The organism is Clostridia bacterium (genome assembly GCA_024653205.1).
Lineage (GTDB): Bacteria > Bacillota > DSM-521 > Neomoorellales > SLTJ01 > JANLFO01.
Window position 1 is genome coordinate 24533 of sequence record JANLFO010000016.1, and the last position, 12185, is coordinate 36717.

At 62.7% G+C, this 12185-nt stretch carries 10 protein-coding genes; 9 read left to right on the plus strand and 1 reads right to left on the minus strand.

Annotated elements, in window-relative coordinates; translation table 11 throughout:
* The first annotated feature begins 44 nt into the window (after positions 1 to 44).
* Complete coding sequence (locus NUV99_08675; GenBank protein ID MCR4420178.1) at positions 45 to 1412, plus strand: replication-associated recombination protein A; 1368 nt, start codon at positions 45 to 47, stop codon at positions 1410 to 1412.
* 79 nt (positions 1413 to 1491) lie between these two features.
* The gene (locus tag NUV99_08680) at positions 1492 to 2670 is read left to right on the plus strand and encodes a cysteine desulfurase (GenBank protein ID MCR4420179.1); all 1179 of its coding nucleotides are present in this window, start codon (positions 1492 to 1494) and stop codon (positions 2668 to 2670) included.
* Positions 2671 to 2691: 21 nt separating this feature from the next.
* Here NUV99_08680 and NUV99_08685 read toward each other — a convergent pair whose 3' ends face one another.
* Positions 2692 to 3645 (minus strand): magnesium transporter CorA family protein, encoded by a 954-nt coding sequence (locus NUV99_08685; protein MCR4420180.1) that lies wholly within the window; start codon positions 3643 to 3645, stop codon positions 2692 to 2694.
* Positions 3646 to 3957: 312 nt separating this feature from the next.
* Here NUV99_08685 and NUV99_08690 point away from each other — a divergent pair, with 312 nt between their 5' ends.
* The 7 genes from NUV99_08690 (at position 3958) to NUV99_08720 (ending at position 12183) form a co-directional block, all read left to right on the plus strand.
* Positions 3958 to 6393, plus strand: coding sequence for an AAA family ATPase (locus NUV99_08690; GenBank protein ID MCR4420181.1), 2436 nt, complete (start codon positions 3958 to 3960; stop codon positions 6391 to 6393).
* An 88-nt stretch (positions 6394 to 6481) separates the two neighbouring features.
* Entirely contained in the window at positions 6482 to 6679 is a 198-nt protein-coding gene (locus tag NUV99_08695) for a hypothetical protein (protein MCR4420182.1), read from the plus strand.
* Complete coding sequence (locus NUV99_08700; GenBank protein ID MCR4420183.1) at positions 6669 to 6818, plus strand: hypothetical protein; 150 nt, start codon at positions 6669 to 6671, stop codon at positions 6816 to 6818. Before NUV99_08695 ends, NUV99_08700 begins: the two co-directional genes overlap by 11 nt.
* A 12-nt stretch (positions 6819 to 6830) precedes the next feature.
* Positions 6831 to 7862, plus strand: a complete 1032-nt coding sequence (locus NUV99_08705) for an AI-2E family transporter (protein ID MCR4420184.1) — start codon at positions 6831 to 6833, stop codon at positions 7860 to 7862.
* A gap of 405 nt (positions 7863 to 8267) precedes the next feature.
* Positions 8268 to 10958: an alanine--tRNA ligase gene (gene alaS / locus NUV99_08710; GenBank protein ID MCR4420185.1), complete on the plus strand. Its 2691-nt coding sequence runs from the start codon at positions 8268 to 8270 to the stop codon at positions 10956 to 10958.
* Positions 10959 to 10962: 4 nt separating this feature from the next.
* Positions 10963 to 11229, plus strand: coding sequence for an IreB family regulatory phosphoprotein (locus tag NUV99_08715; GenBank protein MCR4420186.1), 267 nt, complete (start codon positions 10963 to 10965; stop codon positions 11227 to 11229).
* Between the two features lie 6 nt (positions 11230 to 11235).
* The gene (locus NUV99_08720; GenBank protein ID MCR4420187.1) at positions 11236 to 12183 is read left to right on the plus strand and encodes an aldo/keto reductase; all 948 of its coding nucleotides are present in this window, start codon (positions 11236 to 11238) and stop codon (positions 12181 to 12183) included.
* Positions 12184 to 12185: the final 2 nt, after the last annotated feature.

A 12185-nucleotide genomic window follows, 5' to 3' on the forward strand; every position in this document is an offset into this window, starting at 1 on the left:
GGGGCAGTTGCCGCCCCGGCTTTTTCTTAGGCGGGAGGCTTGCCGTGCCGGATCTCTTTTCCCTGGCCCGAACCGAATGGGAGAAGAAGGGAGCGCCGTTGGCCTGGCGAATGCGGCCCCTCCGGCTGGAGGAGGTGGTAGGTCAGGAGGAGGTTCTCGGGCCCGGCCGAGTGTTGCGGCGGGCAATAGAGCAGGACCGGATCAGTTCCCTCATCCTGTATGGTCCCCCGGGCTCGGGAAAGACTACCATAGCCGAGGTTATCGCGCGTACCACCCGAGCGCGTTTCGAACGTCTCAGCGCGGTCACGGCCGGAGTATCGGACCTGAGGCGGATAATTCACGAGGCCGAGGAATGCCTTGGGCGTTACCAACAGCGAACCATCTTGCTCATAGATGAGATCCATCGCTTCAACAAGGCCCAGCAAGATGCCCTCCTGCCTGCGGTGGAGCGCGGCACCGTGGTTCTAATCGGTGCCACCACGGAGAACCCGTACTTCAGCGTCAACTCCGCCCTGCTTTCTCGGTCGCGCGTGGTCAGACTCCGCCCGCTTACCGAGGACGAGATCAAGGTGCTCGTTCTCCGCGCCCTGGCAGATAGGGAGCGGGGACTGGGAGAATATGAGGCCGAACTGGAGCCTCAGGCCGTTGAGCACCTGGCCCGGGCCTCCCGGGGTGATGCCCGCGTGGCGCTTAACGCCCTGGAGCTGGCCGTCCTCAGCACCCCGGCCGACTCCGAGGGCAGACGCCGGGTGCCCCTTTCTGCCGTGGAGGAGGCCCTTCAGGAGCGGGCCCTGCTTTACGACCGTGAGGGAGATCAGCATTACGACGTGGTCTCCGCCTTCATCAAGAGCCTGCGGGGTTCAGACGCCGACGCCGCCCTCCACTACCTGGCGCGCATGCTGGCCGGCGGGGAAGACCCCCGATTTGTCGCCCGCCGTATGGTAATCCTGGCGTCGGAAGACGTCGGCCTGGCCGACCCCCAGGCGCTGGTGATCGCCACTGCCGCCGCCCAGGCGGTGGAGTACGTGGGAATGCCCGAGGCGGAGCTGGCGCTGGCCGAAGCCGCCGTTTATCTGGCGCTGGCCCCCAAGAGTAACAGCGTCTACCGGGCTTTGGCCCGGGCCAAGAGGGACGTAGCCGAAGGAGACATCGGCCACGTGCCCCCGCACCTGCGCGACGCGAGTTACGCCGGTGCCGCCCGCCTGGGACACGGTGCCGGATACAAGTACCCGCACGACTATCCCGGGCATTGGGTGGAGCAGCAGTACCTGCCCGACCCCCTGGTGGGGGCCAGGTATTACGAGCCTTCGGAAAGCGGCTGGGAGGCCGGTCTCAAGTCCCGACGCTCAGGAGGGGCAAGGCCGCTCGAAAAAGGTGAGGGCGGCAGACCGGGCAGGACGAAGCGATCGTGATCGCGGTTGGCCGCGGCCCGGCAGGGAGATATTAAAATCGGTGCTTGCCGGAGAGGTCACGCGAGGAGGGATTCGAGCGTTGAACACCCGTCGGTCGGTATACATGGACCACAGTGCCACCACGCCGCTGCGCCCCGAGGTCCTCGAGGCCATGCTGCCCTACCTGTCCGAGCGTTACGGCAACCCGTCCAGCGTTCATTCCCGGGGGCGGCAGGCCAAGCAGGGCCTGGAAGAGGCACGGGCGCGGGTGGCCGCCCTCATAGGAGCCCGACCGGAGGAAATCGTCTTTACCAGCGGGGGTACGGAGGCCAACAATCTCGCCCTGCTGGGAGCGGTTCGGGCCTATTCGCGCCGGGGAAGACACATCATAACCTCGGCCATAGAACACCACGCGGTTCTCGACACGGCCGGCTACCTGCGGGAGAACGGGTTTGAGGTCACCTTTCTCCCGGTTACGGCCGACGGATTGGTGCGGGTAGAGGACGTGGCCGCGGCGGTTACCGAGCAAACGGTTCTTATCAGCATCATGCACGCCAACAACGAGATTGGCACCATCCAGCCCATCGCCGAAATCGGCCGTTTGGCCCGGCAGAGGGGCATCCTTTTTCACACCGACGCCGTGCAGAGTGCCGGCAAGATACCGATCGTGGTGGACGAGCTGGGGGTTGACCTTCTGGCCCTGTCGGCCCACAAGTTCGGCGGCCCCAAAGGCACGGGCGCCCTCTACGTGCGCAAGGGCGTTCGCCTGGAACCGCTTCTTCACGGCGGAGATCAGGAGCGCCGCCGCCGCCCGGGAACGGAGAATCTCCCCGGGATCGTGGGGATGGGTGCGGCGGCGGAGTTGGCCCAAAGGGAACTGCCGGCAGAGGCCGCCAGGCTTGGTGCCTTGCGGGATCGGCTGATAGAGGGGCTGTTGGGAAATGTCCCGGAAACGATGCTCACCGGTCACCGGCAACGGCGTTTGCCCAACCATGCCAGTTTTTGCCTGCGAGGGGCAACGTCGGCGGCACTGCTGGCGGAGCTCGACCGGGCGGAGGTGGCCGCTTCCGGCGGCTCGGCTTGCACCGCTCTGGCTCCTGACCCATCGCACGTTTTGGTGGCCTTGGGGTTGGAGCCCGAGTGGGCCCAGGGAGCCTTGCGTCTGAGCCTGGGATGGGGAAACACCGAGGACGACGTGGCCTACGTACTGGAAATCCTGCCGTCCATCGTGGAGCGAGTACGTCGTTCTCCTCCGCCCTGGTCGGGCAGGGTGTCGTGACGGGGGCGCCAAAAGCCACGGTTAGATCATGCGGCGCCAGCGGAAGGTCACCACTACCGTTAAGGAGATGAGCGCGGATACGATCAAGGCAATAACGAAGGCATGCGGGGAGTGCTGTCCCGGCAAGGGCACGTTCATGCCGTAAAAGCTGGCCACTGTGGTCGGGACCATTAAGACAATGGTCACTACCGTGAGGAACTTCATCACAATGTTTAGGTTGTTGGAAATAACTGAGGCAAACGCGTCCATAGTGCTGTTCAGGATGCTGGTGTAGATCTCTCCCATTTCTATGGCCTGCTTGTTTTCGGTAATTACATCTTCCAGGAGTTCTCTATCTTCTTCGTACATCTTTATTAGTTTACCCTGATCATCGCTCACAATTAGGTAGGACCTCATAAGTTTTTCCATTACAATTTGGTTTGAGCGTAAAGAGGTAGTAAAATAAACCAGGCTCTTGCCCAGGTCGAGCAGGTCTATCAGTTCCCGGTTACGCGTAGAGTACTCCAGCCTTGCCCGGATATTTTCGCTTTTCCTATCGATCTGTCTGAGGTAGCGCAGATAAAGAGTGGAGGCGTTAAAGAGAATCTGTAACAGGAAGCGCGTTCGTTTGAAGGTGTAGAATCCCCGTACCTTGCCCGAGAGGAGCTCTGTAATTACGGGGTTATCCTCAAGGCACACCGTGATCACTACATCCTCGGTAATGATAACGCCCAGAGAAAGGGTGTCGTAAGCGGCCCCCCGCACCACAGGAACCCTTATAATCACCAGAACCCCGTGGTCGTCAAATTCGATGCGGGGTATTTCTTCTTCGTCCAGAGGGTACTCCAAGAAGTCAAGCGGTATGCCCACATCCCGGCTGATCTGCTCCTTTTCCTCCTGGGTAGGGGCAACGAGGTTAATCCAGCTTCCTTTTCTTAGAGTTACAGTACTCTGCTCTGCCAGCCCGGCTTCGGTAGACACGTATACCTTCAGCACCAGATTCACCTCGCTGTCCTCCCCGGGGATCGCCCAGGTTAGATGATGGGCCCGTAACCTGTAGACGCGATCATTATAGCAGACGGAAGGTGCAATAACAATTTGCACGTGCGCTCAATCACCCACATCCTCAACTCTGCCGACCTGCGTGCTTCCGGCGAGTTGGGTGTCCGGCGAGGATTTGGCCTTCGAAGCCAGCGGGACCGTTGCAGAAAGCGGTAAGATGCTGACCATGCGGCTTATTGACAGGTGGGAGCGGCATGGGTTACGCTTCTGCCATGCGAGATCAGGAAAGGAGAGACCGGGAAAGAAATGGTGGAATGGCCGGAGGTTCCGGTATCGGCGCTGCGCCGGGAATGTGATTCTGAACAGTTTGGTTTTTCCACTACCGAGGAAGTGGAGCCCCTGGAGGGTATTATCGGGCAAGAGCGGGCAGTCCGGGCCATGGAATTCGGCCTCAGGGTGCAAAAGCCCGGCTACAACCTCTTTCTTACCGGTATTACCGGCACGGGTAAGCTTAGTTACGCCCGTTCGGTGGTCAGCCAGGTGGCTGCGAGCCTGCCTACGCCGGAAGACTGGTGTTACGTATATAACTTCCGCGATCCTTCCCAGCCCCGAGTACTGTGCCTGCCGTGCGGGAAGGGAGCCAGCTTAAGCCGGGATCTGGAAGAGCTGATCGAGGAACTGCAGGTGGAGATACCACGGGCCTTCGGTAGTGACGACTACGAGAACCAGAAGAACGACATAATCCGGGAGTTTCAGGAACGCAGCGGTCAGTTGGTAGAGGAATTAACCCAAAGGGCGTCGGTCCAGGGCTTCAGCCTGCGCCGCTCCAGCACCGGCTTTGTGACCGTGCCTTTGGTCGACGGCAAGCCCCTGAGCGGCGAGGAGTACGAAGCCCTGCCGGCGGAGACCAAAGAGGACATCGAGCGCCGCTCCAACGCCTTACAGTTTGACATCCGGGATACCATCCGGCGGGTGCAGCAGGCGGAAAGGGAAGCCAGGGAGAAAATCAGGAAACTCGACGCTCAGGTGGGTTTGTTCTGCGCCGGCCACCGCATCGACGCGCTTAAGGAGAAGTACCAGGAACACCCGCAGGTGGTGGAATACCTGGAGGCACTGAAGCAGGACATCCTTAATAACCTGGAACTCTTCCGGGCGGAGGAAGAAGAGCATAACGTCCCGCCCTGGGCCCGGCCCAGCCGCAGTTCCGCCTTACTGAAGTACAAGGTGAATCTCCTGATCGACCGTCGCAGCTGCTGCGGCGCGCCGGTGGTAGCGGAGAACAACCCCACCTATTACAATCTGGTGGGCCGGGTGGAGCACGAGAACGAATGGGGGATCCTCAGCACCAACTTCACCATGATCAGGCCCGGGGCGCTGCACCGGGCCAACGGCGGCTTCTTGATCCTTCAAGCCCGGGACGTACTGGCAAACCTCTTCAGCTGGGAAGCGTTGAAGCGCGTGTTGAAGACCGGCCAGCTCTCCATCGAAAACATGGGGGAGCAGTTCGGCCTCATACCCGTGGCTAGCCTCAAGCCGGAACCCATTCCCGTGCGGCTGAAAGTCATCCTGATCGGGAATCCGCTGCTCTACCACCTTCTCTACCAGTACGACGAGGACTTCCGCAAGCTGTTCAAGATCCGCGTGGATTTTGACACCGAAATGGCGCGCACTCCCGAGAACGAGACCAAGCTGGCGCAGTTCATAAGCTTTCACTGCCGCCAGGAGGGTTTGCGGCACTTCGAGCGCGGAGCGGTGGCCAAGGTGGTAGAGTACAGCTCCCGGCTGGCGGAAGACCAGGAGAAGCTCAGTACCCGGTTCAACGAACTGGTGGAAATCCTCTATGAGGCCGATGCCTGGGCGGCGGTGGAGGGAGCGCCTTACGTGGGAGCCCGGCACGTGAGCAGGGCGATCGAAGAGAAGCATTACCGGTCGAATCGGCTTGAGGAGAAGATCCGGGAGATGTTCGCCCGGGGAGAGCTTCTGGTCGATACCGACGGCCGGGTAGTCGGCCAGGTAAACGGGCTTTCGGTAATAGACCTGGGCGACTACGTATTCGGTCGGCCCTCGCGCATCACCGCCACCGCCGGCCTGGGGCAGCGGGGGGTGGTCAATATCGAGCGAGAGACCAAGATGAGCGGAAACATCCACAGCAAGGGAGTACTCATTCTGACCGGTTACCTCTTCGCGAAGTACGCGCAGGACGTGCCCCTGGCCCTCTCCGCCAGCCTGTGCTTTGAGCAGCTGTATACGGGAGTTGACGGGGACAGCGCCTCGAGCGCCGAGCTTTACGCCCTGCTTTCCAGTCTCGCCGACTTGCCCTTGGACCAGGGTATAGCCGTCACCGGTTCCATCAACCAGAAGGGAGAAATCCAGCCGGTGGGCGGGGTAACGGCCAAGATCGAGGGGTTTTACCGGGTCTGCAAGGTGAAGGGTCTGACCGGGCGCCAGGGGGTGATCATTCCGTACCAGAACGTCCGCCACCTCATGCTTTCAGACGAGGTGGTGGAAGCCTGCCGGCGGGGGGAGTTTCACGTCTGGGCCATACGCTACGTGGACGAGGGACTGGCCATACTCACCGGTTTGCCCGCGGGTGAACGCCGTCCCGACGGTACCTACCCGCCGGGGACCGTTCACCATTGCGTGTTGGAGAAGCTGAAGACTTACCACCGTCGCCTGCAACGCCGGGAAGAGAAGGAGGAGGTTTCGGAAACCGAAAGTGAGGTTGCCGCAGCGCGGGACTGAGAGGGCCCGGTATTTTTCCTGCCTGGCGGGGTAAGACTATTTAGCGCGGGCCGATGCTAGCGGTTCGGTTGTGCCGGAGGCGAGATGGTTGTTGGTTGCCAAACATTACCGGCCCCCCTGTCCGGTCTGCGGGAGTAGCCGGCAGGTGGGGCAGGTAGGCACGAGACAGTTCTTTTGCTGGAATTGTCTCCTGGAGTACAATCACCGTCGGGAGGTCTTTTCGGTAGCCGAGGACGGGACGCTGATAGCGCTGCAAGGCGCAGGAGGTGAGGACGGTGTGGTTTGAACGACGCTTCCTGAGCGGCCTGATCACCGGCGGTATGCTGGGATTGATTGCCGGGGCCGTGTTTTGGCCTCGAGGTGCGGCAAAGGGAGGCGGTCGGGAGGCCGCGGTGCGTCGGATTACTGGCTGGTTAAAAAAGTAGGGGTGGCGGCGCTTGAGGTGGCTCCGCAACCCCAAGAAGTTGATAATCGGGGGCCTACTGACGGCAGTGGGCCTTTACTTTGTCTATCGGGTGCGGGCGGTACTACCTCCTTTCATCTTTGCCCTCGCCTTCACCTACATCCTTGGCCCCCCGGTTAACGGGCTTACCCGGCGCGGGCTCAACCGGACCGCCGCCATCCTTCTGGTGTACTTGGTGGGCGCGGCCATGTTGGCCCTGGCAGGGACGTTTGCCTGGCCGGCGCTGGTCAGGGAGACGGCCGCCTTCGTGGAGGGCCTGCCCCGGCATACGGCGGGCATAGAGCAGTTCCTGGAGGACTTATCCCGGCGGTACCAGCGCACTCCCCTACCCGAGGGGGTGCGCCTGATAATCGACGAGCATCTTCGGCGGGCAGAACAGTTCCTGATAAGCACCCTGCGGTCGGCCGCCGGAGCGGTCATAGATGTAGTTTCCCAGGCCGCCAACTTGATCTTGGCTCCCATCCTCGCCTTCTTCTTCCTGCGCGATGCCGGCGGTCTTACCAGGCGCGTCGAAGCGTACGTCCCGGCTCCCTACCAGGGGCAGGTGCTCGGCCTGCTGGCAGAAATCGACGCGGTACTTCGCAACTTCGTCTTCGGACGGCTGGTGGTGGCCTTGCTGGTAGGGTTGCTGAGCGCCGCCGGCCTGGCCCTGATCGGCGTAGAGTACGCCCTGGTCCTGGGAGCCATCGCCGGCATATGCGATCTGATTCCCTTCTTCGGCCCCTTTATCGGTGCGGTGCCGGCGGTGATCCTGGCGGGGCTAAAATCGACCACTGCCTTGCTTCTGGTAGTCATCCTTTTTGTGATCGTTCAGCAGATCGAGGCGCAAGTCCTGGCCCCGCTCATCCTCAGCGAAACCGTGGGTCTGCACCCGGTGGCAGTCATTTTCGCCCTGCTTGCCGGGGGGCACCTCTACGGCCTGTGGGGGGTACTCTTGGCGGTGCCCGTGGCGGCCGTTCTGCGCCTGCTCCTGCGGCGTCTTTATCTCTACCTGGTGGAGCAGTAGCCCCAACGGGAGGCCGGGTACGCCCGCTCGGGGGGAACCCGGGCCGCAGCCGGGGACAGAGCTGCGGCCACTTGCGCGCAGGTGCGCGCAGGCTGAGTTATTCCCTCTTTCCCACGGGCGGTACCGGGTGCTCCCCGTTCGTACTGTCACCTCGCCGACCAAACTAGGGCTCAGCCTTCGCGCTACGGCGGGCTCCCCTCGGAAGCGCCGTCCATGGCGCTCCTCGGCTTCGGCCGTCCGTGGCCTCCGGCCCGCCTCCGCGCTCGTCCTCGCCAAGTTCGGTGCCCGGCGAGTTGCCAATGTACTCAGGCGAGTACCCGGTACCGCCAGTCAACTCAAGTTAACTCGAAAGTGAGGATACGTCAGGCGCGCAGGAAATTGACACTGGAAAACGGCGGGGTTATAATGAGCCAAGCAAAGGCATTGGTCGGGCGGGTGGTGAGGCCGTTGACCGGTAACGAGCTGCGCAGTTGCTTCCTGGCCTATTTCCGACGCCAGGGTCATACCGTATTACCCAGTTCCTCGCTGGTGCCCGAAAACGACCTAACCCTTCTGTTCACCAACGCCGGAATGGTCCAGTTTAAGAACGTCTTCCTGGGGCTGGAAAAGCGGCCTTATCGCCGCGCCGCCACGGCACAGAAGTGCGTGCGGGCGGGAGGCAAGCACAACGACCTGGAAACCGTCGGCCGGACCGCCCGGCACCATACCTTTTTCGAGATGCTGGGAAATTTCTCTTTCGGCGACTACTTCAAGGCCGAAGCCATCGCCTTTGCCTGGGAGTTTCTGACCCGCGAACTGGGTCTCCCGGCGGACAGGCTCTGGGTTACCATCTACCGGGATGACGAGGAGGCCTTTCGCCTCTGGCGCTCGGTAGCGGCCGTTCCCTCCGAGCGGATCGTCCGCCTGGGCGAAAAGGACAACTTCTGGTCCATGGGAGATACCGGCCCCTGCGGACCGTGCAGCGAGATTATTTTCGACCGGGGCAAGGAACACGCCTGCAATTCCCATCCGTGTGCCCTGGGCGTCTGCGACTGTGACCGCTGGCTGGAAGTGTGGAACCTGGTATTCATGCAGTTTAACCGGCAGGCAGGCGGCGAGCTTATCCCTCTTCCGCGGCCCAGCATCGATACCGGTCTGGGTCTGGAAAGGATGGCTTCGGTACTCCAGGGTGTGGACAGCAACTTCGAAACCGATCTCTTCCGCCCTCTGTTGGAAGCGATTGAGAGATTATGCGGCCGCAGCTACGGCCCGGGCGAGACGGGTTTCCCCTTCCGGGTTATTGCCGATCACCTTCGCGCCTGCACCTTCTTGGTGGCCGACGGAGTGGTGCCTACCAATGAAGGCCGGGGCTACGTGCTGCGGCGCATTCTCCGGCGGGCGGTGCGCCTGGGTCGGACCCTGGGTATAGAGGAGGCCTTCCTCCACCGGCTGGTTCCGGAAGTGGTCGCGTTAATGGGTACGGCCTACCCCGAGTTGGTCGAGGGCGAGGAGCGTATCCGGGCGGTAATCGCCAGGGAAGAGGAGCGGTTCCTGGAAACCCTGGAGGAAGGGATGCGGGTGGCGGAGGATACGGTCACCCGGGCGCTGGCTGCGGGTCGTACCGTCTTGGGCGGAGAAGAAGTATTCCTGCTCTACGACACCTACGGCTTTCCGCTGGATTTGGCCCGCGATCTGGCCCGAGAGCGGGGGATGAGTGTGGACGAAGAGGGATTCGCCCGCTGTCTGGAAGAGCAGCGGCGGCGCGCCCGCGCCTCTCGCGCGGACCGCTTCTGGTCGGGGCCTCCCGTAGGAGAAACGGGTTCCTTCTGGCAGGCCCTGCCGGCCACGGAGTTTATCGGATACGGGCAGCTTGAGGCCGGAACGCGGGTTCTGGCCCTGTTTCGAGGCGAGGAACCGGCAGACGAACTGGCGGCGGGAGAAGAGGGCGGGGTGGTCCTGGACAGGAGCCCCTTCTATGCCGAAACCGGGGGACAGGTAGGGGACACCGGGCTCCTGGTTTGGCCTTCGGGCAGGGCCCGAGTGGAAGATGCCCGGTGGCTGGCCGGCAAGATTTGGCACCAGGTAAGGATAGAAGAGGGCAGATTGGAACGAGGCGGAGAAGTTGAAGCCCGTGTGGACCGCGAGCGGCGCCGGGCGGTGGCGCGGCACCATTCGGCCACGCACTTGCTGCATGCCGCCTTGCGCCGGGTTCTCGGAGCCCACGCGCGGCAGTCGGGGTCCCTGGTGGCGCCGGAGCGTTTGCGGTTCGATTTCTCCCATTTTGAACCTCTTACGCAAGAGCAGCTGAGGGCCGTGGAGCGGCTGGTCAACGAGAAGGTGCTGGAAGGCATCCCGGTAGAGGTCTTGGAGACTACTCTGGAGGCGGCGAGGGCCATGGGCGCCATGGCCCTGTTCCAGGAAAAATACGGCGACCGGGTGCGGGTGGTACGCATCGGCGACTTCAGCCTGGAGCTCTGCGGCGGCACTCACGTGGCCAACACGGGCGAGATAGGTCTATTCAGGATCATCGGGGAAAGCGGTATCGGGGCCGGGCTGAGAAGGGTGGAAGCGGTAGCCGGGTTGGCCGCCCTCGATTACGTGGTGGCGCGGGACGCAGAATGGGAGCGGGTGGCCGCCGCGTTGAAGGTCGGGCCGGAACAGGTGGCGCGGCGGGTAGAAGCATTGTTGGCCGAGCTAAAGGCAAAGGAAAAGGAAGCGGCGGCCCTGCAGGGGCAGCTCAACCGCTATCGTCTCCTGGAACTGCTGGATCAGGTGCAGGAGATCGACGGGGTGAAGCTGCTGGCGGCTCAGGTGCCGGAAACCGATGCGGGCGGGTTGCGGGAATTGGCCGATCGCCTGCGGGAGCGCTTGGGCTCGGGCGTAATCGTCTTGGCCACGGTCGGCGAAGACAAGGTCAACCTGGTGGCCACGGTGAGCCGCGACCTGGTGAGCAAGGGCTTTCACGCCGGCAGGATCCTTCGGGAAGTAGCCGCCGTGACCGGAGGCGGAGGAGGCGGGCGGCCGGATATGGCCCAGGCGGGTGGCCGGCGGCCGGAGAAGTTGGGAGAAGCCTTGGCCAAGGCGGCAGAGCTGGTAGCAGCGGAGTGCCGGGGGTGAAGCCATGGCAGAAAGAACCCACCTGGAAGAAACCGTAACCTTCAGGCGTGCCAAGGAGGAGCCGGCGGATGCCCGGCAGATCCTGCGCGCTGTATATGAGGCGCTGAGGGAGAAAGGATACAATCCCATCAATCAGTTGGTAGGTTATCTCCTTTCCGGCGACCCGGCCTACATTACCAGTCACAACAACGCCCGTAACCTCATTCGCCGCCTGGAAAGGGACGAACTCCTGGAAGAGCTTCTTCGCCGTTACCTGGAGGAGACGGAATAACCGCGCATGGACTATCGCCCGCTGGGCCGTACCGGTCTCGTGGTATCGCGTCTGGGGTTTGGTTCGCTGTCCCTTACGCCTCCGCACGGGCTTGCGGACCCGTCATCCGGCATCGCCCTGCTCGAGGAGGCCCTGGATCGGGGTGTTAATCTTATTGACACCGCCGAGATCTATGAGAACTACTACCTCCTGCGCCGGGCGTTGGCCCGCCGCAGGGACGGGGTAGTGGTTGCCACCAAATCCTACGCCTACACCCGAACGGATATGGAGCACAGCCTGGTCCGGGCGCTACGAGAACTCAACCGGCCTTACATAGACATCTTCCTACTGCATGAACAGGAAAGTGCCCTTACCCTGCGGGGTCATTACGAGGCTCTGGCCTACCTGGTAGAGGCCCGGGATAAAGGACTGGTACGGGCAGTCGGGATTTCCACGCACGCGGTGGCCGCGGTTGAGGCGGCCGCCGACCTGGTGGAGATAGACGTGATTCATCCCTTGGTCAACCGCCGGGGGCTGGGGATTATCGACGGCGACCGGGAGGCCATGCTGGCGGCGATCGAGCGCGCCCACCGGCAGGGCAAGGGCATATATGCCATGAAAGCCCTTGCCGGCGGGCACCTCATCGGCGAGGCCGATGCCGCCTTGCGCTGGGCTTTCGGCCTGCCCTTCGTGGACTCGGTGGTAGTAGGCATGTCCTGCCGGGAGGAGCTTGAGGCCAACCTGGCGGTGGCTGACGGCCGCGAGGTGCCGGGGGAACTCAAGGCGAGGTTGGGCACGCGAACCCGGCGGCTGGTGGTGGAGGAGTGGTGCCAGGGGTGCGGAGAATGCGTTTCCCGCTGTCCCCAGCAGGCCCTGAGCCTAAACAGGGGCAGGGCCAGGGTCGACCCGGAACGTTGCGTGCTGTGCGGCTACTGTGCCCTGGCCTGTCGCAGTTTCTGCCTGAAGGTGGTCTAGCC

What these genes read in the sequence shown, in the direction of transcription:
- NUV99_08690 (MCR4420181.1), top strand. Translation starts at nt 3,958, where the DNA reads ATGGTGGAATGGCCGGAGGTTCCGGTATCGGCGCTGCGCCGGGAATGT.
- alaS (MCR4420185.1), top strand. Translation starts at nt 8,268, where the DNA reads ATGAGCCAAGCAAAGGCATTGGTCGGGCGGGTGGTGAGGCCGTTGACC.
- NUV99_08715 (MCR4420186.1), top strand. Translation starts at nt 10,963, where the DNA reads ATGGCAGAAAGAACCCACCTGGAAGAAACCGTAACCTTCAGGCGTGCC.
- NUV99_08720 (MCR4420187.1), top strand. Translation starts at nt 11,236, where the DNA reads ATGGACTATCGCCCGCTGGGCCGTACCGGTCTCGTGGTATCGCGTCTG.